Raw genomic sequence first — 21,792 nt, forward strand, 5'->3', positions numbered from 1 at the left:
CCGGTGATCCGGCGGAGTCGGCTGGTGGCGCCAGTCGGCTCGACCCGTCAGCCCTCGTCGATCTCCTCGAGCTCGAGCTCGTGCCCGTGCCCGTTCTCGTTCTCGTGCTCGTGCTCGTGCTCGTGCTCGTGCTCGTGCTCGTGCTCGTGCTCGTGCTCGTGCTCAGGCTCGGCCTCGGCCTCGGCGTTCGCGGTGCGCCGACCGCGGCCGACCGACCAGCCGAGGATCGCCATCTTCAGCGCGAGCAGGAATCCGCCGAGCGTCAGCGGTGTGAGCTGCCGGTCGGGCTCGGCGAGGGAGTCGCGCCACACGCGCTCGAGCGGGTAGCCGATGGTCATGATCGCGCCGAGCACGCCGAGGAGCCGGGCGAGGAAGACGGGCGGGCGCGGCGTGACGAGGAGGACGAGCGTCGCGACGCCCTGGACCACGAGCATCGGCGTCGGTGCGGAGAGCGCGGTGCCGTCGAGCCAGTGCCGCTGCCGGAGCTGCGCGCCCGGCCGCGGCTGCACGAGTGGGATGTCGGCCACGCGTTCCTCGCGGAGCGCCTTGCGCAGGCCCGCGACGCCGAGGAGGAGCTGCACCAACGAGACGAGTCCGAGGATCCGCATGGCGCCATGCTGGCACCGCCCTCGGGTGGCGGCAAGGGCAGGGCGTCGCGCCAGCGGGCGTCGCGTCAGGCGGGTGTGATCTCGTCGACGAAGCCGTGCGCCTCGCCCAGGATCGCGCGCCAGCGCTCGGGGCCCGCGTCGTAGGGCACGACCGCCCACTCGCGCATCGGCCGGCCGCGCATGACCATGTTGTCGAGGCCGAGCTCGTCGACGCGCTGCTCGGACAGCTTCACGACGAGGTCGCCCGCGTTCGACGCGAACGCGAACATCTTGCCGCGCACCGACAGTGCCTCGGAGCCGAACATGCGCGTCATCGCAACGTCGGGCGTGGCGAGCAGGTCGCTGCCGACGTCGGCGAGCCGTTCGACGGCTCGGGCTCGCTCGGGATTGGGCTTCGCCATGTCGCGATGCTACGCCCGGCCACCGACACGGGCCGTGGCATCCGCTGCGCGACCCCCCCACACGGGCGCGCGGCATCCGCTCACCGTCGCGCCCGCGGCATCCGTCAGTGGTAGCGGCCGCTGTAGGCGTTGAGCGCGGGCTGCCCGCCGAGGTGGGCGTAGAGCACGTTCGAGTCCTTCGGGATGGTGCCCGTCGACACGAGCTCGATGAGCCCGGCCATCGACTTGCCCTCGTACACGGGGTCGATGATGACGCCCTCGAGGCTGCCGGTGAGCCGCATCGCCTCGTCGGTCGACTCCACCGGGATGCCGTAGTAGTCGCCCGCCCAGCCCTCGAGCACGGTGACCTCGTCGTCGCGCACCTCGCGTCCGAGGCCGATGAGCTCGGCCGTGTTGCGCGCGATGCGCGCGACCTGGTCGCGGGTCTCGTCGATCTTCGCCGAGGCGTCGATGCCGATGACGCGACGAGGACGGCCGCCGAAGTTCTGCTCGAGGTCGGCGAAGCCGGCGATCATGCCGGCGTGCGTCGAGCCCGTGACCGAGCACACCACGATCGTGTCGAAGAACACGCCGAGCGCCTCCTCCTGCGCGGCGACCTCGTGCGCCCAGTTCGCGAAGCCGAGGCCGCCGAGCGGGTGGTCGGATGCCCCTGCCGGGATCGCGTACGGCGTGCCGCCGGCCTCCTCGACGTCGGCGATCGCCTGCTTCCACGACTCGCGGAAGCCGATGCTGAAGCCTGCGGGGGAGAGGCGCACGTCGGCGCCCATGAGCCGCGAGAGCAGGATGTTGCCGACGCGGTCGTTCACCGAGTCGGGCCAGTCGACCCAATGCTCCTGCACGAGGACGGCCTTCATGCCGAGGTGCGCGGCGACGGCCGCGACCTGGCGGGTGTGGTTGGACTGCACGCCGCCGATCGACACGAGCGTGTCGGCGCCCTTCGCGAGGGCGTCGGGCACGAGGTACTCGAGCTTGCGCGTCTTGTTCCCGCCGAACGCGAGGCCGCTGTTCACGTCCTCGCGCTTCATCCAGATGCGGGCGCCGCCGAGGTGGGCGCTGAGCCGGTCGACGGGGTGGATCGGGCTCGGACCGAACGTCAGCTGGTGACGGGGGAAATCGGCGAGGGCCATGGTTCTCTCCTTCAGGGGGTGGGGGTGACGGCGGCCGCGGACTCACCCGGGATCGCGTCGTCGATGGCCTCGTCATCGTCGTCGAAGTGGAGCAACCGGCCGAGGGTCGACCAGTTCTCGCGTGCGGCGGCGCCGCCCTCGTCGGCGAGTCCGGCGGCGCAGAGCTCGATGATGCGATCGTGGTCGCCCACGGACCCGCGCCCGGCGAGCGACCCGAACCGGGCGCGCTCGAGGCGGCGCAGGAGCGGCGTGACCTGCTCGAGCAGCCCGGGCAGCAGCGGGTTCGCGCTCGCCCGCACGGCGACGTCGTGGAACTCGTCGTCGGCGACGATCGCGGCGCCGATGTCGTCGTCGCGGAGGGCGTGCGCGAACTCGGCGTTCGCGTCGCGCATGGCGTCGAGGTCGGCCTCGGTGAGCTGCGGCACGGCCTCGCGCACGGCGAGCTCGTGCAGGCTCGCGGCGATGCGCTGCGCCGCGAGCGCGGTGCGCGTGTCGAGCGGGGCGACGACCGTCTGCTTCGCGCGGCGGGTGTGCACGAGTCCGGCGGTCTCGAGCCGCGCGATCGCCTCGCGGATCGGCGTGCGGCTCACGCCGAGCCACGCCTCGAGCTCGGGGTCGCGCAGCCGCTCGCCGGGTGCGAGCTGGCCGCTGACGATCGCGTCGCGCAGCTCGCGATACGCGTAGTCGCGCAGCGAGGTGGGGCGCTCGGCGCGAGCGTTGGGAAGCGGCATGCAATATATTGCAGCGGATGCCGTGAGCCCGTGTCAAGCCGGCGCGAATGTTCGGACGGAACTCCGCCGTGCTCAGCGGGGGGATCGGCGACGGCCCTCGAGCAGGCTCACCATCTGCTCGGTCGTCACGCGGAGGAACTCGGACGAGAGGTCCTCCGCCGCCCAATGGCGGCCCACGAGCTTCGCCGGGACGAGGAACGCTGCGGGCCTGGACGAGTGGAGTGCGAGTTCCGTGCCGTGCTCGTCGTCGGCCAGCACCCACCGGAGGGGGACACGCCGCACGAGATGCTCGCCGAAGGCCATCGCGATCGCGTTGACCATGATCGTCGGGTCGTCCCGCTCGGGCGGGTTGATCCGTCGCCAGCTGCCGACCGCGCTCTCGTAGGCCGACCGGATCCGGTCGAGGTCGTCGAGGTCGGCGCCCGGCCGGGTGACGAGCTCGACGTGGGCGCTGATCCAATCCCGCTCGGGCTCTCCGATCTCACGCAGCCGCGGGAGCGGCGCGGCGTCGGCGGGCGCCGAGCGCTTGGAGAACAGGGGCACCCGGGTATTCTCTCCCGGCCGATCCCGAGACGCATGCTCGAGCACGACGCTCATTCGGGGTACACGATGGGACATCCCGGGCGGAACCCGGTGGGGTCACGCGGCGGCCGGGCGTGTGACGCACCGGCCGCCGCGAGGGGTCATGCGTCGAAGCGGGCCCCGGCGGGGTCGGTCGGGAGGGCCAGGAGGATGAGCAGGATGATGCCGCCGACGAAGGGGATGAGTCCGAGGAAGTAGAAGGGACCGGGACGGTTGGTGTCGTGCAGGCGGCGCCAGCAGAGCGCCAGCCACGGGACGATCGTGCCGAGGCCCCAGGCGATCGCCAGCACGAGGCCGATCCAGTAGGCCGGACCGAGGACGAGGACGCCCTGGTCGTTGACGACGGCGCCCGAGATGCCGATGCCGTAGGTGATGCCGTAGATCACGATGCCGACGATGGCGTTCACGAGGAACCACCACCAGAACTCGCTGCGGCTCGCGCGACCGGTGAACGTGGCGTACTTCGTGAAGAACCGGCGGATGGACTGTCCGAAGGACGCGCCGTACAGCGGCTGCGAGAGCGGGACGTCGGTGGTTGCAGTGGTGGTCATGAGCTCCTCCAGGTAGGTGCGGATGCTGCGGGTGCGCGTCAGCGTAGCGGTCGGGTCGTTCCGCCGTCCTTCTTTCGCCCGCGCCACGCCGGGCGAGGTGCCGGGGCATGGGTGGATGTCGCCGGTGCGGCGTACCGTGTGCGGCATCCGACGATCCAAGGAGGCATCACCATGGCGAACCTCGTCGTGCACTTCGAGATCCACGCGACCGAGCCGCAGCGGCTCGTCGACTTCTACTCCGAACTGCTGGGATGGAGCTTCACCCAGTACGGCGACACGTATTGGGTGATCGACACGGGCGAGGGCTCCATCGGCAACGTCGCCGGCCAGCCCGGCATGGGCATCAACGGCGGGCTCACGAAGCGCGAGGGTCCGGCACCCGAGATAGGCGCGCCGGTCAACGGCGCCAACTTCGTGGTGGGCGTCGACGACGTCGACGGCCTCATGCGCCGGGGCATCGAGCTGGGGGCGACCGAGGCCCTGGCCGCAGCGGACTGGCCCGGCATCGGCCGGGGCGGGTACCTGCTCGACCCCGACCACAACGTGTTCGGGCTCATCTCGCCGGTGCTCTCCGACGGGACGGTCGCGATGGGGATGGACGCGGAGCAGGGATGAGCGGTCCGGTCGTACGAGGACGGCCGGCGCGGAGAGGTCCGCACCGGCCGTCGCCTCGGGTCGAGCGACGTCTCAGCGGTCGAAGCGTGCGCCGGCCGGGTTGGTTCGGAGCGCGAGGAAGACGATCACGAAGACGACCCCGAACGGAACGATTCCGATGAGGTAGTACCAGCCCGGGCGGTTCGTGTCGTGCAGTCGCCGCCAGACCAGGGCCAGGAACGGGACGATCGTGGCGAGCCACGCGACCGCGCCGATGCCCCACATCGTCCAGTAGCCGGCCCCGTAGGCGATCTGTCCGTCTGCGGCTACGGTCACGGCGGATTCGGCGGCCCCGGCGGCGGGGATGTAGATCGCGAGGTAGACGGCCGCGTAGACGAGGTATGCCCACCAGAACTCGCTGCGGCTCGCACGCCCCGAGAACGTGGCGTACTTCAGGAAGAACCGCTTCAGCGCCTCGATGAAGGATGCGCCGTACAGCGGCTGGTACAGGGAGTCGGCAGCGGAAGCGCGAGCGGCGGGGGACTGGACAGTCGGGGACTCGACGGCCATGGGGCTCCTCGGGGTTCGGGTCGGGATGCAGGGATGGATCCGGGAGATCCGGACGCCATCATGTCGGCGCGGCGGCCCGGTGCGCAAGAGTCCTTCCGAACCGGCTGCCGTGATGTCCGACGCACCTGCGAGACTGGCCGGGTGCTGCTCGATGAGCTCGTTACCACGTCCGACACCGTCGCCGCCACGCGCTCCCGGCTGGCCAAGGTCGATGCGCTCGCCGCGCTGCTCGTCCGGCTCGAGCCCGACGAGATCGCGCCGGCGATCGGGTTCCTCGTCGGCAAGCCTCGGCAGGGTCGCGTCGGCGTGGGCTGGCGCAGCGTCGCCAACGTGATGGGCGAGCCCGCCGCCGAGGCGTCGCTCACGGTCGGCGACCTCGACGCGCTGCTCGATCGCCTCGGCGCCACCGCGGGCAGCGGTTCGGCGGCCGAGCGCACGCGCGACCTGCGCGACCTGACGTCGCGAGCCACCGAGCGCGAGCAGGGCTTCCTCGCTCGTGTGCTCCTCGGCGAGATGCGCACGGGCGCGCTCGAAGGCGTCGTGACCGACGCGATCGCGCGCGCCGCCCAGCGACCGGGCGACGTGGTGCGACGCGCGGCGATGCTCTCGGGCGACCTCGGCGAGACGGCGCGGCTCGCGCTCACTGGCAGCGAGCAGGAGCTCGAGTCCGTTGGCCTCGAGGTGGGCCGGCCGGTGCTGCCGATGCTGGCGGCGACCGCCGCCACGGCGTCGGCGGCGCTTGCGGTGACCGGCGAGGCATCCGTGGAATACAAGCTCGACGGAGCGCGCATCCAGGTGCACCGCTCGGGCGACGACGTGCGCGTCTTCACGCGCAACCTCGCCGACATCACGCACCGGCTCCCCGAGGTCGTCGAGGTCGTGCGACGGATGCCGGTGCGCGACGTCATCCTCGACGGCGAGACGCTCTCGCTCGACGAAGAGGGCGCGCCGCGCCCCTTCCAGGAGACGATGTCGCGCTTCGGTGCGGATGCCGCACGCGAGACGCTGCTGCATCCGTGGTTCTTCGACGTGCTGCACGTCGACGGGCGCGACCTGCTCGACGAGCCGCTCGCCACGCGCATCGCCGAACTCGAGCGCGTGGCCGCGGGCCACCGCATCCCCGGCGAGGTCACCTCCGATCCCGAGGTCGCCGAGCGGGTGTCGCGCGACGCGCTCGCCGCCGGCCAGGAGGGCGTCGTCGTGAAGGCGATCGGGTCGCCGTATGCCGCGGGCCGCCGCGGCTCGAGCTGGATCAAGGTCAAGCCCGTGCACACGTACGACCTCGTGGTGCTCGCCTGCGAGTGGGGCTCGGGCCGCCGCACGGGCTGGCTGTCGAACCTGCACCTCGGCGCACTCGACCCGACCGGGGAGTTCGGCGAGCCCGGCGACTACGTCATGGTCGGCAAGACGTTCAAGGGCCTCACCGACGAGCTGCTGCGCTGGCAGACCGAGTACTTCCAGGAGATCGAGGTCCGCCGTACGGCCAACACCGTCTGGGTGGCACCGACCACGGTCGTCGAGATCGCGATCGACGGCGTGCAGCGCTCGACGCGGTATCCGGGCGGCATCGCGCTGCGATTCGCGCGCGTCAAGCGCTACCGCGACGACAAGCGCCCTGAAGACGCCGACACGATCCAGACGCTGCGTGGGCTGCTGCGCGGGTAGGCGGGTCGACGTCGCGAACCGCGGCCCGATCAGATGGTCGTGCGCATCCCGCCGTCGATGACGATGTCGGCGCCGGTCAGGTTGGCGAACCGGGGGCTCGCCAGCACGGCGATGAGGTCGGCGACCTCCTCGGGTCGAGTGAAGCGTCCGGTGATCATCCCGCTGGCGGCACCGCGCTCCACGTCCGCGGCCGCCGCGCCCGTCTCCCGGGCGACCGTCTGCGCCACCCCGTCGGCACCGAGCCAGAGGTCGGTCGCAACCGGACCGGGGCTGACGGTGTTGACTCGGATGCCGTCGGGTCCGACCTCCTTCGACAGGGCTTTCGAGAAGCTCAGCACTCCCGCCTTCGCCGCACTGTAATCCATCACCAGCGGGTCGGGCAGCTTCGAGTTCTCCGACGCCACGTTGACGATCGCGCCGACCGACCCCATGCGCGGGAGTGCTGCACGACACATCCGCACGGTCGAGAGGAGATTGACCTCGAAGGTCTGCTGCCAGTGCGAGTCGTCGATCGAGGCGAATCCGCGAGGGCGCACCGGGGCGAAGCCGACGTTGTTCACGAGGATGCCGAGCGGGCCCTCGAGCGTGTCGAGCACGCGCCCTGCGGCGTCCGGCTGGGAGAGGTCGGCCTCGAGGAACCGGAACCCGGAGTCTGCCAGCAATGCCTCGACGTCGTCGGTCGCGGATCGCGAGACGCCGATGACCCGCGCTCCCTCTCGCAGCAGCGCTCGGGCGGTCGCGAGCCCGATGCCCTTGCCGGCTCCCGTGACGATCGCCGTCGTGCCGTCGAGTTGGAGGTCCATGGCGCCACAGTACGGGCGACGCGTCGTGCCGTCGAGTGGACCGTGTCGCCCGATCGTCGGCTATCGTCTGGCCATGACCCGAACCGCCCTGCGGGCGGCGCGCTGCGCCCCCGCACTCCTCGTCGCGCTCGCGCTCGCCGCCTGCACCGCCCCCGCGGCCCCCGTCGCCCGCGACACGGCGACCGCGGCATCCGTCGACTGGAGCGTCATCGAGTCGGAGGTGCAGCGCGACCTGCAGGCGGTCGATGCGTTCTGGGCGGAGTCGTACGTGGAGTCGTACGCGGGGGAGTTCCGGTCGCCGTGGAACGTCTGGTCCTTCGACAGCGCACAGCAGGATGCGCCGGTGATGTGCGCGGGCGAGCTGATCCCGTCGGACAACGCGGTGTTCTGCCTCGCCGACGACAGCGTCGTCTGGGACGAACAGCTCATGCGGCCGGCGTGGGCGGCCGGCGAGGGTCCGCTCGCGGCCATCGTCGCGCACGAGTGGGGGCACGTCGTGCAGTTCCAGACCGGCTTCACCGGGCACTGGACCGCCCTCGAGCTCCAGGCCGACTGCTTCGCGGGCGCGGCGCTGGCCGGGCTCGCCGCGTCCGACCAGATGACGTGGGACGACGCGGAGCTCGAGCGCGCCGCGGACGCACTCGCGTCGCACGGCGACCCCGAGCCGTGGACCGCGCCCGGCGACCACGGTGACGCGGCGGAGCGCGGTGAGGCGTTCCGCGTCGGCCTCGAGGGTGGCGTCCCCGCCTGCGCGACGGATCCGCGCGGGCGCGGCGCGGAGGCTCCCGCCGGGGCGGGCTGAGCGGGCGAGCGACGACTGGCCGGCCGGATGCGCGGTCAGCCGACCGCGGCCAGCGCGCGCGGGAGCTCATCGCAGAGCTCCCGCGCCAAGAACCCCACCGGCGCGATCCGAGCGGCCAGCCGATCACCCGACGTCGCATGGGCGAACGTCCCCCAGACGGCGGCCTGCGCGGCATCCGCCCCTCGCGCGAGCAGCCCGGCGACCGCACCCGCGAGCACGTCGCCGCTGCCCGACGTGCCGAGGCCGGGACCTCCCGCCCCGACGCTCCAGCGGCCGCCGTCCTCGTCGGCGATCTCCCCGTAGCAGGTGACCGAGGCACCGTAGCGGCCGGCGATCTCGGCGACGGCGGCTCGTGCGTCGTCGACGTCGCGGCCGAGGAGGATCCCAGCCTCCTCAAGGTTCGGAGTGAGGACCGTCTCGGCCGGCAGCACCAGGTCGTCGAGATCGGGAAGCACGCCGAGCGCGAACGCGTCCAGGACGAGACCGGTGTGCGCCGCGATCCCCTCGCAGACCTCGGCGACGGTGCGGAGCGCGATCCCGGGCTCGACGAAGCCGGGGCCCACGACCACGGCGTCGGCGGACTCCAGCTCGTCGCATGCATCATCGGCCAGCACGGCGCCGCGGCCGTCGGCCAGCGCGACGACCCCTGCCTCGGGCACGGCGATCGCCACGCGCCCGGCGATCGACTCGGGCACCACGAGGGTCAGTCGACCGGCTCCGACGCGGAGCGCGGCGAGGCCCCCGAGCACGACCGCGCCCGGTGTCCGCGCCGAGCCGCCGACGACCACGACCCGCCCGCGCGCGTCCTTCGAGCCGCCGGGCGCGGGCAGGGGCCAGTCGCGCAGCAGTGCCGCGTCGACGGGCACCGGCTCACGTCGGCGTGACATCCGCGTCTCCCGGATGCAGCGTCACCGCCGCGCCCTCGGCGCGCAGGTGCTCGACCATGCCGAACCCCACCAGTCGGAACCGGCCGTCGGCGCGTTCGAGCTGCGTGATCGAGGCGTTGCCGACGACGTTCGCCTGCGCGAACTCCAGCAGTTCCCCTTCACTCCATCCGAGGAGCACGTACAGGGACACCATCACCACGGCATCGTGCGCCATCACGAACGCCCGGTCACCGGCGGTGTCGCCGAAATCGCGGAAGAACGAGCGCAGTCGCAGGGCGACATCCGCCCACGACTCGCCGCCCGGCGGCCGGTGGTAGAACTTGCCCAGGTGGCGCCGGCGCTCGAACTCGGTCGGGACCCGCGCCTGCACGCCGGCGCGGGTCAGGAGGTCGAGCACGCCGAGCTCGCGATCGCGGAGTCGCTCGTCGGCGAACACGACCGGCGCCGCGACCCGGGCGCCCATCGCGATCTCGAGCGACTGGCGGGCGCGCACATAGGGCGAGGTCCAGTAGGAGTCGAATTCCGGGAGCCGCGGCCGCAGCCAGCGGCCGAGCGCTTCGGCCTGGTCCACGCCGACCGGCGACAGCGGCACATCGGCATCCCGGGGCTCCAACGGGATGACCTCGAGTCCTTCCGCCTCCGCCCTGGACGCGGCGACGTTGCCCATGCTCTCCCCGTGCCGGGCGAGCCACACCTCTCGCACCACGAGTCCTCCTCCGTTTCCCGGCGGTCCGTCCGATCCTTTCGCAGCACGCGGTCGAGGGGAACCCGTTGCGATCAGGGGCCGAGGTGAGGCAGTCCTCCGAAGAAAGACGTCACATCGCACGAAATGCGACGTCACGCGGCTTCCCAATGTTGACGTCAACATGTATCGTCGTGCCCGGGCGTGTTGACGTCAACACGCCCGCACCACCACACTTCGACGGCGAAAGAGGACGACGTCAATGACGATGTCTCATGGCAGACGACGACTCACCGCGCTCACCGCGAGCGCCGCACTCACCGGTGCACTGCTGGCAGTGCCGATCGCCGCGGCGGCCCCGGCCTCCGCGGCGGACGGCACCACCATCACCCCCAATCCCGCCTACGCGGGTGAGGCGTTCGAGGGCTGGGGCACCAGCCTGGTCTGGTTCGCGAACGCGACCGGCGGCTACCCCGCGGAACTCCGCGAGGAGCTCTACCAGGCGGTCTTCGGCGAGGACGGCCTGGACCTGAACATCGCGCGCTACAACATCGGCGGCGGCAACGCGTCGGACGTGCAGGACTACCTGCGTCCGGGCGGCGCGGTCGAGGGCTGGTGGACGGCGAACCCCGGCGGCGACGCCGGCACCTACGGCGGCGTCTCCACGAAGTACGCCGACCGCAACACGCTGCTCGCCGCGTGGAACGCCGACGACCCGGCGTCCTACGACTGGGACGCCGACGAGACGCAGCGCTGGTGGGTCGAGCGGCTCGCCGCCGACGACCAGATCACGCACTGGGAGACCTTCGCGAACTCCGCGCCGTACTTCATGACCGAGAGCGGCTACGTCTCGGGCGGATTCAACGCCTCGTCCGAGCAGCTGAAGCCCGCCGCGCAGGCGCAGTTCGCGACCTACCTGGTCAAGGTCACCGAGCACCTCGAGGACGAGTACGGCATCGATGTCGACACCATCGACCCGTTCAACGAGCCGAACACGAACTACTGGGGCACGACATTGAGCAACGGCAAGCCCGTCGGCGGCCGCCAGGAGGGCATGCACGTCGGCCCCGCACGGCAGGTGCCGCTCGTCGACGCCGTGCGCGCCGAGCTCGACAACCCCGCCACGACGACCGACGCGGGCCTCGCCGCCATGGACGAGACGAACCCGACCACATTCGCGACGAACTGGGCCGCGTACCCGGCCGCGTCGCGCGCCAAGGTCGATCGCATGAACGTGCACACCTACGGCACGTCGGGTCGGCTCACCGTGCGCGACCTCGCCAAGCAGGCCGACACCGACCTCTGGATGAGCGAGATCGAGGGCAACTGGGTGAGCGGGAACAACCCGCTCAGCATCGAGAACGGCCTCGGCATCGCGAGCCGCATCCAGGACGACCTGCGCGAGCTCGAGCCGAAGGCGTGGGTGCTCTGGCAGCCCGTCGAGGACCTGTACAACATGGAGCCGCAGGCGGAGAACTCGAACTGGGGCTCGATCTTCATCGACCTCGACTGCACGCCGTACCAGGAGTCGGCCGGCACGGTCTGGAAGTCGGCCCGCCGCGTGGCCGCCGCCGGCGGCGACTCGACGAAGGTCGCCGAGTGCGGGGTCTCGATCAACTCGAAGTTCAACACCATCCGCAACTTCACGAAGTACATCCACGAGGGCGACCACCTCATCGCGGTCGACGACACGTCGAGCACGGCGGCGATCCGCGGTGACGGCACGGGTGCGACGATCGTGCACAGCAACACCGCGGCATCCGCACGGCAGGTCACGATCGACCTGTCGAACTTCGGCGACATCGCGGAGGGCGCCACGGTCACGCCGGTCACGACCACGCAGGCGAACTCCGCCGCCGACCCGACCTCGAACTCGCTCGTGACGGGCACCGCGGTGGCGATCGACCACGAGGCGCGAACCGCGACGCTGACCGTGCCGGCCAAGTCGGTGACCACGTTCGTCATCGACGGCGTCTCGGGCGTCTCGGCGGGTGCCCCCGCGCTCCGCGACGGCCACCGCTACCAGTTCGTCGGCGCGCAGAGCGGCAAGGCGCTGAGCGCCGGCACGACGGGTGCGGCCACCACGATCCGCAACCTGGCGACGGATGCCGCGGCGGCGACGCCGCAGGCGTGGACCGTCCACGAGGTGGCGGCGGGCGAGCGCGAGGCCACGCGACGCGTGGTGCTCGAGGCATCCGACGGACGCGTGCTCGGCGCGACGAGCGCCGGCACCGACCTGCGCACCGTTGGCGTCGATGCCGCAGCCGGCAACGCAGCGACCCGCTGGATCGTGAACACCACCGACGGCCGCTCGTACTCGCTCGTCAACGAGCAGCTCGGACTCGCGCTCGACGTGAACGGGCAGTCGACGACGAACGGCGCGACGGTCGGCGTGTACGGCTCCAACGGCGGCACCAACCAGGCGTGGGATCCGCGCGACCTCGCACCGCTCGGCGGCCAGACGGTCGCCGCCCGCACGCAGGCGGGCGTCGCGCCCGTGCTGCCCGAGACGATCGTGCCGCGCTATGCGTGGGGCGCCGGCGTCCCGGTCGCGGTCGCGTGGCAGCTGCCCGCCGAGGGCGCGTGGACGACGACCGGCCGCGTCGAGGTGCCCGGCACCGCGACCGACGTCTTCGGCCAGCAGGTCGTGGTGACGGCGCTCGTCGACGTCGGCGGGCTCACGGCGTCCGACCCGGTGTCGATCACGGTGGCCGCGGGCGCCTCGCTCGCCGCCGTTCAGGCCGCGGCGCCGGCGAACGTGCCGGCACGGGTCGGGGCATCCGAGAACGCGTTCGACGTGCCCGTGACGTGGGACTGGACCGGCGTGGCGGATGCCGCGTTCGGCCAGGTCGGCGTCGTGCGGGTGCCCGGCGCGGCATCCGCGGACGGTGCCTCGCTGCCCGCGGCGCTCTCGGTGCTCGTCACCGCGGGGACGCTGCGGAACTTCAACCCCGACGCCGGCACGACGGCCTCGGCGAGCTCCACCGAGTCGGGCTACCCCGCCGACCGCACGCGGAACGGCGTGCTCGGCGACAAGGGCTGGTCGAACTGGGTGGCGTCGAACAAGCCGACGCAGTCGACGCTGACCTACCAGTACGCGGCGGCGCACCAGGTGCAGCGCGTGTCGGTGCAGTTCTACCGCGACGGCACGACGAGCTGGGCGCAGACCATGCAGGTGCAGGTGCGCGGCACGGATGGGGCGTGGACGCCTGCGCCCGGCTGGGAGTCGTTCAAGCCGGTCGTGTCCCCGGCCGGCGGCAGCGCGCCGACCGTGATCGCCGAGTTCGCGCCGGTCACTGCGACGGGCGTGCGCGTGATCATGAACGCCTACGCGAACACGCACCTCATCGTGTCGGAGGTCGAGGTCTCCGAGGCGGTGCCGGCGCCCGCCGCGGTGGCCGACCTCGCGGTGCTGCGCCTCGACGGGGTGACGATCGGCGGGTTCGACCCGGCGAAGCGCGCCTACACGGTCGACGTCGACGGCGGACGACTGCCGGCGGTCGACGCGATCGCGATCGACCGGGCCGCGACCGTGCGGACCACGCAGCCGACGACCGCGAACGGCGGCGTCGGGACCGTGGTCGTGACCTCGGCCGATGGCACGGCTCGCGCGGAGTACTCCGTGACGATCCGCCGCCACGCGGTGATCGACGGGCTCGCGCTCGCCGACCGTCCGCGCGTGGGCACGCCATCGTCGGCGGTCGGCACGCTGAACCCGGCCGACGGCGAGATCGCCTACCAGTGGTTCCGCAACGGCCTGCCGATCTCGGGTGCGACGGATGCCACGTACACCCCGGTCACGAACGACGCCGGCAAGCTGCTCAGCGTGCGCGTGACGGTCTCGGCGGACGGGGTCGCGTCGGCGACGGCCGAGACGCCGTCGCAGCGGATCCTGGCGGCGAACTCCGCCAAGCCCTGATCCTGGCGCCTCGAGGGGCGGTCGTCGCATCCGCGGCGGCCGCCCTTCGGCCTGCCTGCGGCGGGCGCGAGGTCAGGGGCTCGGGTCAGCCCGCGTTGCTGCCCGAAATGCATGAGAATCCGCGACATGGGCGCCCAGCACGAGGCATCCGCTGGATTCTCATGCATTTCGTGAGTGCGGACGGGCGCCGAGATCGCCTCGACGAGGCAGCACGGCGCAGCTGAGCGGCTGCCGCGCGCTCGCCAGCACGGCGCGGCTGAGCGGATGCCGCGCGCTCGCCTCGCCCGCTCACGCGAGTCAGGCCCGCGGCGCCGCGCGCTCACCTCGCCCGCTCGCGCGAGTCAGCCCCGCGGCGCCGCCGAGCTCTCGCGCACGACGAGCTCGGTCGCGACGAGGGTGCTGTCGTCGCGCTCGCCGGACTCGACCTCGTGCAGCAGCGCCTCGACCGACCGGCGGCCGACCTCGCCGAAGAACTGGCGCACGGTCGTGAGCGGCGGCCAGAAGCTGCGCGACTCCTCCATGTCGTCGAAGCCGACGACGCTCACCTCGCCGGGCACCGCCCGGCCGGTCTCGTGCATCGCGCGCAGCACGCCGAGCGCCATCTGGTCGTTGGCGGCGAAGACCGCGGTGACCTCGGGGTTCTGCGCGAGCTCGAGCCCCAGCTCGTGACCCGACTCGCTCGACCAGTCGCCCACGAGCACGGGCGGCACGTCGGCGCCGTGGGCGCGGAGGGTCGCCTCCCACGACTCGCGCCGGTGCGTGGCCGAGTACGAGCGCTCGGGACCGGCGACGTGCCACACCGTGCGATGGCCGAGGTCGAGCAGGTGCTCGGTCGCGAGGCGGGCGCCGTGCGCCTGGTCGGTGTCGACGACGGGATAGCGGTCGCGCGCGGTCGAGTCGACCACCACGACGGGCAGCCCGGCGGGCAGCACCACGTCGTTCTCGTCGAGGAGGTGCGCCTCGACGATGATGATGACGCCGTCGACCGCCTCCTCGCTGAGGCGATCGAACGCGACCGAGACCTCGCCCTGCGTCGGATGCGGCACGGGGATGAGCGTGATCGAGTAGCCGGCGTCGGCCGCCGCGACCGCGATCGCGTCGAGCGTACGCATGTTGCCGAAGCTGGAGAGCGTGAACATGATGACGCCGATGCTGTGGAACCGGCCCGACCGCAGCGCGCGGGCGGCGCTGTTCGGCCGGTAGCCGAGCTTGCGCATGGCCTCGAGCACGCGTTCGCGCGTCTCGGGGTCGACGTTGTCGCGGCCGTTGGAGACGCGGGAGACCGTCTGGCCCGACACGTTCGCCTCGCGGGCGACGTCGGCCATGGACGGTCCGCGTCGTCGGCCGGGCGCGGCCTGCGCTGGGGTGGTGACGGTCGTCATCGGTGCTCCTTCGTGACTACATCATGCCCCGTGGCTTGCATGTTCACGTCAACATGCTATCGTGATCCCACCGCATGTTGACGTGAACATGCCCGCGATTGGAAGTACTCGATGACAGCGACGTCCGCACCGGCACCGCCTCGCGGTGCCCCGGCCCCAGAGCCCCCGCGCATCCGATCCCGAGCCCGCAGCGAGTGGAAGGGCCTGGCGTTCACCGCTCCCTTCCTCATCGTGTTCCTGCTCGTCTTCATCGCGCCCGTCGCCTACTCGGCCTACCTCAGCCTCTACCGCGAGCAGCTCGTCGGCGGCAACGCGTTCGTCGGCCTCGACAACTACCTCGAGCTGTTCACCGACCCGCAGTTCTGGGAGGGCTTCGGCCGGGTTGCGCTGTTCCTCCTCGTGCAGGTGCCGATCATGCTCGGCCTCGCGCTCGTCGCGGCGCTCGCCATCGACAGCGCCCGCCTGCACGCGTCGGGCTTCTTCCGCATCGTGATCTTCCTGCCCTACGCGGTGCCCGCGGTCGTGGCCGTGCTGATGTGGGGCTTCATCTACGGCGACAACTTCGGCCTCGCGGCGAACATCAACGACTGGCTCGGGTCCGACGTGCTCACGCCGTTCGCCCGCGAGTGGATCCTCGTCTCGATCGGCAACATCGTGACCTGGGAGTTCGTCGGTTACAACATGCTGATCTTCTACTCGGCGCTCCGGGTCATCCCGACCGACCTCTACGAGGCGGCCGAGCTCGACGGCGCCGGCCCGATCCGGGTCGTCACCGGCATCAAGCTGCCCGCCCTGCGCGGCGCGATCGTCATCGCCACGATCTTCTCGATCATCGGCAGCTTCCAGCTCTTCAACGAGCCGAACATCCTGCGCACGCTCGCGCCGAACATCATCACGACGTACTTCACGCCGAACATGTACGCCTACAACCTCTCGTTCAACGGCCAGCAGTACAACTACTCGGCCACCGTCGCGATCGTCATGGGCGTCATCACCGCGGTCATCGCCTACGTCGTCCAACTCCGCGGTTCGCGGAAGGAGGAGCGATGAGCACCACCGCTGAGACCCTGGGCACGGATGCCGCGGGCACCGTCCGCCCCGAGGCATCCGTCGCCCCCACCGCCGTCGCCTCGAGCGCACGCGCCGAACGCGCCGCGCCAACCGGCCGCCCGACCCGCCGCCGTCGCAGCTCGCTGCGACCCCGCAAGTCGGTGGCCTTCACGCTCATGATGTCGATCCTCGTGATCTACAGCCTGCTGCCGCTGGCATGGCTCGTGATCAACGCCACGAAGACGCAGGCCGGGCTGTTCTCGAGCTTCGGCCTCTCGTTCGGCGACGAGTTCGTGCTGTTCCAGAACATCTGGGAGACGCTGACCTACCGCGACGGCATCTTCCTGCGCTGGTTCGGCAACACGCTGCTCTACGTGGTCCTCGGCGCCGGCGGCGCGACGCTGCTCGCCACGCTGGCCGGCTACGGCCTCGCGAAGTTCCGCTTCGCCGGCCGCCGCGCGATCTTCGCGGTCGTGCTCGGCGCGATCGCCGTGCCGGGCACCGCGCTGGCCGTGCCGACGTTCCTCATGTTCAGCCAGCTCGGCCTCACGAACACGCCGTGGGCGATCATCATCCCGTCGCTCATCAGCCCGTTCGGCCTCTACCTGATCTGGGTCTACGCGGTCGACTCGGTGCCGACCGAGCTCCTCGAGGCGGCGCGCATGGACGGGGCAGGGGAGTTCCGCACGTTCTTCACGATCTCGATCCGCCTGCTCGCGCCCGGCATCGTGACCGTGCTGCTGTTCACGGTCGTCGCGACCTGGAACAACTACTTCCTGCCGCTGATCATGCTGAGCGACCCGACCTGGTACCCACTCACGGTCGGCCTCAACCAGTGGAGCGCGCAGGCCACGGGCGTCAGCGCGCAGCCCATCTACAACCTGGTGATCACGGGCTCCCTGCTCACGATCATCCCCATCATCGTCGCGTTCCTCGGCCTGCAGCGGTTCTGGCAGTCGGGGCTCAGCGCCGGGAGCGTCAAGCAGTGACCGAGCGGCACCGCACGACCGACCTCGCCCCACATCCCGCTCGACCGGAGCGTCCTGCCCCGGACCACATGGCACAACGAAGTGAAGGGAAGCATCACATGGCCAACCCCCGTCCCGCCGTCCGGCGGACCCTGACGATCGCGGCCGCCGCGCTCGCGATCGGCGCGCTCGCCGCCTGCTCGTCCGGTGGCGGCAGCACCTCGGCCGGCGGCAGCGCCGACGACCTCGACGCCGCCCTCGAGGCCGGCGGCAAGCTCACCTACTGGAGCTGGACCCCCAGCGCCGAGGCGCAGGTCGCCGCGTTCGAGAAGGCGTACCCGAAGGTCGACGTCGAGCTCGTCAACGCGGGCACGAACACCGAGGAGTACACCAAGCTCCAGAACGCGATCAAGGCTGGCTCGGGCGCACCCGACGTCGTGCAGATCGAGTACTACGCCCTGCCGCAGTTCGCCCTCTCCGACGCGCTCGTCGACCTCGGCGACTACGGCCTTGGCGACCTCGAGGACCAGTACAGCGCCTCCACCTGGGGCGCCGTGAACGTCGACGGCAAGCTCGTCGGCTTCCCGCAGGACTCCGGCCCCATGGCGTTGTTCTACAACAAGGCCGTCTTCGACCAGTACGGCATCGCCGTGCCGACCACCTGGGACGAGTACGTCGCGGCCGCGCGCCAGCTGCACGCCGCCGACCCGACGAAGTACATCACGTCGGACACCGGCGACGCGGGCTTCACCACGAGCATGATCTGGCAGGCCGGCGGCCGTCCGTTCGCGATCGACGGCACCGACGTGACCATCGACCTCGCCGACGAGGGCACCCAGAAGTGGACCGGCGTCTGGAACCAGCTCGTCGAGGAGGACCTCCTCTCGACGACCCCGGGCTGGAGCGACGAGTGGTACAAGGGCCTCGGCGACGGTTCGATCGCCACGCTCGTGACGGGCGCCTGGATGCCCGGCGTGCTCGAGTCGAGCGTCGCGGACGCGGCGGGCGACTGGCGCGTGGCGCCGATCCCGACCTACGACGGCACGCCCGTCACGGCGGAGAACGGCGGCGGCGGCCAGTCGGTCACGAAGCAGTCGAAGAACCCGGCGCTCGCGGCGGCGTTCCTGCGCTGGCTGAACAGCGACCCCGCGTCGATCGACGTGTTCCTGCAGAGCGGCGGCTTCCCGTCGACCACGGCCGAGCTCGACGACCCCGAGTTCCTCTCCCTCGAGTCGGACTACTTCGGCGGCCAGAAGATCAACGAGGTGCTCACGCAGGCGTCGAAGGACGTCTCGAAGGGCTGGTCGTACCTGCCGTACCAGGTGTACGGGAACAGCATCTTCGGCGACACCGTCGGACAGTCCTACGCGAACAAGGCCGACCTGAACGACGGCCTCGCCGAGTGGCAGCGCCAGCTCGTCGACTACGGCAACGAGCAGGGCTTCACCGTCGGCGAGTAGCCGAGATCGACCGCCTCCGCTCCGCGGGTTGAGGAGCAGCCGAAGGCCGTGTCTCGAAACCCGCTCGCCACCGCGGCGGGTTTCGAGACGGCGATTCGCGCCTCCTCAACTCGCGGAGCTGTTCCACCACGACCAGAAAGAACGACCCACGTGACCGCAGTGTCCCGCTTCGCCATCGGCACGACCGACTTCGAGCTCGACGGCCGGCCGCACCGCATCCTCGCGGGCGCGCTGCACTACTTCCGCGTGCACCCCGACCTCTGGGCCGACCGGATCCGCAAGGCCCGGCTCATGGGCCTCAACGCGATCGAGACCTACGTCGCGTGGAACCAGCACGAGCCGCACCGCGGAGAGTGGCGCGCCGACGGCGACCTCGACCTCGGGCGGTTCCTCGACCTCGTCGCGGCCGAGGGCATGCACGCGATCGTGCGTCCTGGCCCCTACATCTGCGCGGAGTGGGACAACGGCGGCCTGCCCGCGTGGTTGTTCCGCGACCCCGAGGTCGGCGTGCGCCGGTCGGAGCCGCACTACGTCGCGGCCGTCAGCGAGTATCTCCGTCGGGTGTACGAGATCGTCGCGCCGCGTCAGGTCGACGTGGGCGGCCCGGTCATCCTCGTGCAGATCGAGAACGAGTACGGCGCGTACGGCAGCGACAAGGCGTACCTCGCCGAGCTCGTCCGGGTGACCCGCGAGGCCGGCATCTCCGTACCTCTTACGACGATCGACCAGCCGACCCCGCAGATGCTCGCCGACGGCAGCCTGCCGGGCCTGCACCTCACGGGCTCGTTCGGCTCGCGAGTGCCCGAGCGCCTCGAGACGCTCCGCGAGTTCCAGCCCACCGGCCCGCTCATGTGCATGGAGTTCTGGTGCGGCTGGTTCGACGACTGGGGCTCGCACCACCACACGACGGATGCCGCGGCATCCGCCGCCGAGCTCGACGCGCTGCTCGCGGCGGGCGGCTCCGTGAACGTCTACATGTTCCACGGCGGCACCAACTTCGGGCTCACGAGCGGGGCGAACGACAAGGGACGGTACGCGCCCATCACGACGAGCTACGACTACGACGCGCCGCTCGACGAGGCGGGGCATCCGACCGAGAAGTACTGGGCGTTCCGCGACGTGATCGCGAAGTACGCCGACGTGCCCGACGAGGTGCCCGAACCGCGCCCCGAAGCGCCCGAGCTCGTGGCGCCGCTGCGCGTGGGGCCCGCGGTGCTCGAGGTCGCGGCCCGCCTCGGCGACGAGACCCGCCACGAGCGGATCCCGACGTTCGACGAGCTCGGCCACGACCGCGGCGTCGTGCTCTTCGCGACGCGGCTGACCCGCGGCGGAGCCGGCGTGCTCACGGTCGGCGAGGAGGTGCGCGACCGCGCCTGGGTGCTGCTCGACGGCGTCCAGGTGGGCGTCATGTCGCGCGACGCGCATGAGCGCGCGGTCGTGCTGCCCGACGCCCGTGGCGAGCTCGTGATCGTCGTGGAGGACCAGGGTCGGGTGAACTACGGCGTCCGCCTCGGTGAGCACAAGGGCCTCATCGGCGGGGTGGCGCTCGACGGCGTCGAGCTCGCCGACTGGTCGGTGCGCCCGGTCGACCTCGACCGCGTCCCCGAACTGGCCGCGCACGGCCGCGCCGACGGATTCGCCGCGGGGCCGACCCTCGCCTGGGGCGAGTTCGAGCTCGACGCGCCCGCCGACCTGTTCGTCGACACGCTGCACTGGGGCAAGGGCCTCGTCTGGGTGAACGGCTTCCTGCTTGGGCGCTACTGGCGGCGCGGGCCGCAGCGCACGCTCATCGTGCCCGGACCGGTCACGCGCGCCGGGCGCAACGAGGTGGCACTGCTCGAGTTCGAGACCATCGCCGAGCCGGTGCTGCGCGCGCTCGCCGCGCCCGAGCTGGGGCACACCGAGATCTGAGCGACGGATGCCGCGAGGCGGCCCGGCCGGGGCGACTTCCGTCGCCCGCCGGAATGCATGAGATTCCGGCCGATGGTCGCCTCGGCACGCCCAGTAGGCGTGATCTCATGCATTTCCGAACGGGACCGGACCGCTCGCAGAGATCACGAACAGGGTGCCCGAGGGGTCGGGCGCACTGAGGGGCGTCGGGTCGGCGGCGCGTCTCGATACGCGTGCCGCTTCGCGGCGCGCTACTCGACGACCGGGCGTGTCGCTTCGCGGCGCGCTACTCGACGACCGGGCGTGCGGCTTCGCGGCGCGCTCCTCGGCGACCGGGGTGTGCCGCTTCGCGTCACTCCAGGACCGGGGAGTCGAGCTGGGAGATGTCGACGCCCGTGACCGGCTCGCCCGTGTGCTCGTAGACGAGGGCGATCGCGCCCTTCGGGAACGTGATCGGCTGCTGCACGAGGGAGAACGCCGCCGGGATCGTGGCCGTGCCGAAGAGGCGCTTGCCGCTGCCGAGCGTGAGCGGGTACACGTACAGGTTGAGCCGGTCGACGAGGTTCGCCTCGAGCAGCGAGTCGACGAGGTCGCCGCTGCCGATGACGTGGATCTCGTCGAAGCGCTCCTTCGCCGCGCGCACCTCGGCGGCGACATCCGTGATCACGGTGGTGCCGTCCCACGACGGGTCGGTGAGGGTGCGTGAGGCCACGAACTTCGGCACGGCGTTGAACTTCGCGGCGATGGGATCGTCCGCGCTCTGTTCGGGCCAATAGCCCGAGAAGATGTCGTACGTCTTGCGTCCGAGCAGGAGCGCGTCGATGCGGTCGATGCCGGCGCCGATGACGGCGCCCGACTCGTCATCGAAGTACGCTCCCTGCCAGCCGCCGTACTCGAAGCCGCCCTCGCGGTCCTCGTCGGGGCCGCCGGGCGCCTGGTACACCCCGTCGAGCGTGATGAAGAGGTCGACGGCGAGAATGCCCATGATGTGCTCCCTTCGCGTCCATCCCAAATCTCCCGTGGCGTCGAACGTGCGTCAACCCTTGCGGATGCCGCTGAATCACGCTGAGGTGGAGGCATGGACAGCGGGCGGCCGTGATCGGCCGCCGCCGGCGGCACG

20 protein-coding genes are annotated in these 21,792 nt (G+C 71.5%); 8 read left to right on the forward strand and 12 right to left on the reverse strand.

All coding sequences use genetic code 11. The features are described from left to right. Positions 1 to 47: 47 nt before the first annotated feature. The 6 genes from ACFVN5_RS15400 to ACFVN5_RS15425 form a co-directional block, all read right to left on the reverse strand. Positions 48 to 608, reverse strand: a complete 561-nt coding sequence (locus ACFVN5_RS15400; protein ID WP_376956115.1) for a hypothetical protein — start codon at positions 606 to 608, stop codon at positions 48 to 50. 65 nt (positions 609 to 673) lie between these two features. After that, positions 674 to 1,009, reverse strand: a complete 336-nt coding sequence (locus ACFVN5_RS15405) for a hypothetical protein (protein WP_376956116.1) — start codon at positions 1,007 to 1,009, stop codon at positions 674 to 676. A gap of 104 nt (positions 1,010 to 1,113) precedes the next feature. After that, the gene (locus ACFVN5_RS15410; protein ID WP_376956117.1) at positions 1,114 to 2,136 is read right to left on the reverse strand and encodes a 1-aminocyclopropane-1-carboxylate deaminase; all 1,023 of its coding nucleotides are present in this window, start codon (positions 2,134 to 2,136) and stop codon (positions 1,114 to 1,116) included. 11 nt (positions 2,137 to 2,147) lie between these two features. Then, complete coding sequence (locus ACFVN5_RS15415) at positions 2,148 to 2,867, reverse strand: GntR family transcriptional regulator (protein ID WP_376956118.1); 720 nt, start codon at positions 2,865 to 2,867, stop codon at positions 2,148 to 2,150. A gap of 72 nt (positions 2,868 to 2,939) precedes the next feature. Then, the gene (locus ACFVN5_RS15420; protein WP_376956119.1) at positions 2,940 to 3,410 is read right to left on the reverse strand and encodes a DUF3806 domain-containing protein; all 471 of its coding nucleotides are present in this window, start codon (positions 3,408 to 3,410) and stop codon (positions 2,940 to 2,942) included. 140 nt (positions 3,411 to 3,550) lie between these two features. After that, positions 3,551 to 4,147, reverse strand: coding sequence for a DUF805 domain-containing protein (locus tag ACFVN5_RS15425; RefSeq protein WP_376956120.1), 597 nt, complete (start codon positions 4,145 to 4,147; stop codon positions 3,551 to 3,553). Between the two features lie 24 nt (positions 4,148 to 4,171). On the opposite strand from ACFVN5_RS15425, the gene ACFVN5_RS15430 reads away from it, so the two are divergent. Next, positions 4,172 to 4,615: a VOC family protein gene (locus tag ACFVN5_RS15430; protein WP_376956121.1), complete on the forward strand. Its 444-nt coding sequence runs from the start codon at positions 4,172 to 4,174 to the stop codon at positions 4,613 to 4,615. 72 nt (positions 4,616 to 4,687) lie between these two features. On the opposite strand, the gene ACFVN5_RS15435 is transcribed toward ACFVN5_RS15430, so the two are convergent. Beyond that, entirely contained in the window at positions 4,688 to 5,164 is a 477-nt protein-coding gene (locus ACFVN5_RS15435) for a DUF805 domain-containing protein (RefSeq protein ID WP_376956122.1), read from the reverse strand. 141 nt (positions 5,165 to 5,305) lie between these two features. Here ACFVN5_RS15435 and ACFVN5_RS15440 point away from each other — a divergent pair, with 141 nt between their 5' ends. Further along, a complete protein-coding gene (locus tag ACFVN5_RS15440; RefSeq protein ID WP_376956123.1) occupies positions 5,306 to 6,829 on the forward strand; it encodes an ATP-dependent DNA ligase in 1,524 nt (507 codons plus the stop codon). Between the two features lie 29 nt (positions 6,830 to 6,858). Here ACFVN5_RS15440 and ACFVN5_RS15445 read toward each other — a convergent pair whose 3' ends face one another. Next, complete coding sequence (locus ACFVN5_RS15445; protein WP_376956124.1) at positions 6,859 to 7,632, reverse strand: SDR family NAD(P)-dependent oxidoreductase; 774 nt, start codon at positions 7,630 to 7,632, stop codon at positions 6,859 to 6,861. Between the two features lie 73 nt (positions 7,633 to 7,705). On the opposite strand from ACFVN5_RS15445, the gene ACFVN5_RS15450 reads away from it, so the two are divergent. Continuing rightward, a complete protein-coding gene (locus ACFVN5_RS15450; protein WP_376956125.1) occupies positions 7,706 to 8,434 on the forward strand; it encodes a hypothetical protein in 729 nt (242 codons plus the stop codon). Between the two features lie 35 nt (positions 8,435 to 8,469). Here ACFVN5_RS15450 and ACFVN5_RS15455 read toward each other — a convergent pair whose 3' ends face one another. Beyond that, complete coding sequence (locus ACFVN5_RS15455; protein WP_376956126.1) at positions 8,470 to 9,321, reverse strand: NAD(P)H-hydrate dehydratase; 852 nt, start codon at positions 9,319 to 9,321, stop codon at positions 8,470 to 8,472. Beyond that, the gene (locus ACFVN5_RS15460) at positions 9,305 to 10,027 is read right to left on the reverse strand and encodes a histidine phosphatase family protein (RefSeq protein ID WP_376956127.1); all 723 of its coding nucleotides are present in this window, start codon (positions 10,025 to 10,027) and stop codon (positions 9,305 to 9,307) included. Before ACFVN5_RS15460 ends, ACFVN5_RS15455 begins: the two co-directional genes overlap by 17 nt. Positions 10,028 to 10,265: 238 nt before the next feature. Here ACFVN5_RS15460 and ACFVN5_RS15465 point away from each other — a divergent pair, with 238 nt between their 5' ends. After that, positions 10,266 to 13,922: an RICIN domain-containing protein gene (locus ACFVN5_RS15465; protein WP_376956128.1), complete on the forward strand. Its 3,657-nt coding sequence runs from the start codon at positions 10,266 to 10,268 to the stop codon at positions 13,920 to 13,922. A gap of 341 nt (positions 13,923 to 14,263) precedes the next feature. Here the strand turns inward: ACFVN5_RS15465 and ACFVN5_RS15470 are convergent, their stop codons facing one another. Then, positions 14,264 to 15,304 carry a LacI family DNA-binding transcriptional regulator gene (locus tag ACFVN5_RS15470; RefSeq protein WP_376956129.1) on the reverse strand — a complete coding sequence of 347 codons (1,041 nt, stop codon included), beginning with the start codon at positions 15,302 to 15,304 and terminating at the stop codon, positions 14,264 to 14,266. Between the two features lie 111 nt (positions 15,305 to 15,415). Between ACFVN5_RS15470 and ACFVN5_RS15475 the strand changes: the two genes are divergently transcribed. From ACFVN5_RS15475 to ACFVN5_RS15490, 4 genes are all read left to right on the forward strand, one after another. Beyond that, positions 15,416 to 16,354 carry a carbohydrate ABC transporter permease gene (locus tag ACFVN5_RS15475; RefSeq protein ID WP_376956130.1) on the forward strand — a complete coding sequence of 313 codons (939 nt, stop codon included), beginning with the start codon at positions 15,416 to 15,418 and terminating at the stop codon, positions 16,352 to 16,354. 176 nt (positions 16,355 to 16,530) lie between these two features. Further along, on the forward strand, positions 16,531 to 17,343 hold the full coding sequence (locus tag ACFVN5_RS15480; protein ID WP_376956826.1) for a carbohydrate ABC transporter permease: 813 nt from the start codon (positions 16,531 to 16,533) through the stop codon (positions 17,341 to 17,343). 98 nt (positions 17,344 to 17,441) lie between these two features. Continuing rightward, positions 17,442 to 18,782, forward strand: a complete 1,341-nt coding sequence (locus ACFVN5_RS15485) for an ABC transporter substrate-binding protein (protein ID WP_376956131.1) — start codon at positions 17,442 to 17,444, stop codon at positions 18,780 to 18,782. A 159-nt stretch (positions 18,783 to 18,941) separates the two neighbouring features. Further along, a complete protein-coding gene (locus tag ACFVN5_RS15490) occupies positions 18,942 to 20,693 on the forward strand; it encodes a beta-galactosidase family protein (protein WP_376956828.1) in 1,752 nt (583 codons plus the stop codon). Between the two features lie 331 nt (positions 20,694 to 21,024). On the opposite strand, the gene ACFVN5_RS15495 is transcribed toward ACFVN5_RS15490, so the two are convergent. Beyond that, positions 21,025 to 21,657, reverse strand: coding sequence for a dihydrofolate reductase family protein (locus ACFVN5_RS15495; protein WP_376956132.1), 633 nt, complete (start codon positions 21,655 to 21,657; stop codon positions 21,025 to 21,027). Positions 21,658 to 21,792 lie beyond the last annotated feature (135 nt).

The organism is Agromyces sp. NPDC057865, from assembly GCF_042796995.1.
In the GTDB taxonomy this organism is placed as follows: Bacteria; Actinomycetota; Actinomycetes; order Actinomycetales; family Microbacteriaceae; genus Agromyces.

Excerpts from the sequence above, each read along its gene's own strand:
- ACFVN5_RS15480 (WP_376956826.1), top strand. The coding sequence starts at position 16,531 with ATGATGTCGATCCTCGTGATCTACAGCCTGCTGCCGCTGGCATGGCTC.
- ACFVN5_RS15455 (WP_376956126.1), bottom strand. The coding sequence starts at position 9,321 with ATGTCACGCCGACGTGAGCCGGTGCCCGTCGACGCGGCACTGCTGCGC.
- ACFVN5_RS15445 (WP_376956124.1), bottom strand. The coding sequence starts at position 7,632 with ATGGACCTCCAACTCGACGGCACGACGGCGATCGTCACGGGAGCCGGC.
- ACFVN5_RS15405 (WP_376956116.1), bottom strand. The coding sequence starts at position 1,009 with ATGGCGAAGCCCAATCCCGAGCGAGCCCGAGCCGTCGAACGGCTCGCC.
- ACFVN5_RS15430 (WP_376956121.1), top strand. The coding sequence starts at position 4,172 with ATGGCGAACCTCGTCGTGCACTTCGAGATCCACGCGACCGAGCCGCAG.
- ACFVN5_RS15485 (WP_376956131.1), top strand. The coding sequence starts at position 17,442 with ATGGCCAACCCCCGTCCCGCCGTCCGGCGGACCCTGACGATCGCGGCC.
- ACFVN5_RS15495 (WP_376956132.1), bottom strand. The coding sequence starts at position 21,657 with ATGGGCATTCTCGCCGTCGACCTCTTCATCACGCTCGACGGGGTGTAC.
- ACFVN5_RS15465 (WP_376956128.1), top strand. The coding sequence starts at position 10,266 with ATGACGATGTCTCATGGCAGACGACGACTCACCGCGCTCACCGCGAGC.
- ACFVN5_RS15475 (WP_376956130.1), top strand. The coding sequence starts at position 15,416 with ATGACAGCGACGTCCGCACCGGCACCGCCTCGCGGTGCCCCGGCCCCA.
- ACFVN5_RS15410 (WP_376956117.1), bottom strand. The coding sequence starts at position 2,136 with ATGGCCCTCGCCGATTTCCCCCGTCACCAGCTGACGTTCGGTCCGAGC.
- ACFVN5_RS15470 (WP_376956129.1), bottom strand. The coding sequence starts at position 15,304 with ATGACGACCGTCACCACCCCAGCGCAGGCCGCGCCCGGCCGACGACGC.
- ACFVN5_RS15400 (WP_376956115.1), bottom strand. The coding sequence starts at position 608 with ATGCGGATCCTCGGACTCGTCTCGTTGGTGCAGCTCCTCCTCGGCGTC.
- ACFVN5_RS15450 (WP_376956125.1), top strand. The coding sequence starts at position 7,706 with ATGACCCGAACCGCCCTGCGGGCGGCGCGCTGCGCCCCCGCACTCCTC.
- ACFVN5_RS15415 (WP_376956118.1), bottom strand. The coding sequence starts at position 2,867 with ATGCCGCTTCCCAACGCTCGCGCCGAGCGCCCCACCTCGCTGCGCGAC.
- ACFVN5_RS15435 (WP_376956122.1), bottom strand. The coding sequence starts at position 5,164 with ATGGCCGTCGAGTCCCCGACTGTCCAGTCCCCCGCCGCTCGCGCTTCC.
- ACFVN5_RS15425 (WP_376956120.1), bottom strand. The coding sequence starts at position 4,147 with ATGCCGCACACGGTACGCCGCACCGGCGACATCCACCCATGCCCCGGC.